Source organism: Shigella sp. FC1544, assembly GCF_001722145.1.
GTDB classification, from domain to species: domain Bacteria; phylum Pseudomonadota; class Gammaproteobacteria; order Enterobacterales; family Enterobacteriaceae; genus Escherichia; species Escherichia coli.
The window spans coordinates 1-583 of sequence record NZ_MECT01000408.1 but is presented as its reverse complement, the minus strand read 5'-3'; the positions used below and the strand labels follow the sequence as shown (position 1 = coordinate 583).

Sequence of the window (583 nt, the reverse complement as noted above, 5' to 3'; positions counted from 1 at the left end):
TCTGCATATCTGACACTTTGGTTCCCACTACTTATTTGGTGGACACCACTTTGTCTAATTCGTCAGATTCTGACCAGACGGTTCAGGCTGTACGCTTACGTTTTTATAATCCGGCCATGACATTTTTACAACATTGTCAGTGCGTTAAGGCGGGATGTTTTTGGCTGACGCCAGTCCAGCTTATCGAGGAGCATTGCCAGTTGCGAGCGGGTAATGGATACCTTGCCGTCACGCACAGCAGGCCAGATAAACTGGCCTTCCTCCAGGCGTCTGGTGAACAGGCACAGACCATCAGCATCAGCCCACAGGATTTTAATCATGTCACCCCGTCGGCCACGGAAGATGAACAGGTGACCGGAGAAGGGATTATCATTCAGCACATGCTGTACCTGTTCACCCAGCCCGTTGAAAGACTTACGCATATCGGTTATCCCAGCAACGAGCCAGATGCGGGTGCCTGACGGGAGTGAGATCATCGTCCCCACCCGGTCAGTTCACGGATCAACACTGTGAGCAGCTCTGGTGAAGGATTTTCCAGCGTCATGTTACCGTGACGGAACTCCACCTTGCAGGAGCTGGCACT

1 protein-coding gene and 1 pseudogene are annotated in these 583 nt (G+C 52.1%); both read right to left on the bottom strand.

Going from position 1 to position 583, the window contains the following annotated elements; all coding sequences use genetic code 11:
- Window positions 1–125: 125 nt before the first annotated feature.
- Entirely contained in the window at window positions 126–476 is a 351-nt protein-coding gene (tnpB, locus tag BGK49_RS17255) for an IS66 family insertion sequence element accessory protein TnpB (RefSeq protein ID WP_000624671.1), read from the bottom strand.
- A pseudogene (locus BGK49_RS31200) lies at window positions 473–583 on the bottom strand (IS66 family insertion sequence element accessory protein TnpB); the annotation flags it as partial. The gene tnpB and the pseudogene BGK49_RS31200, both read right to left, overlap by 4 nt.

Coding starts and splice junctions, on each gene's coding strand:
- tnpB (WP_000624671.1), bottom strand. CDS start 476: ATGATCTCACTCCCGTCAGGCACCCGCATCTGGCTCGTTGCTGGGATA.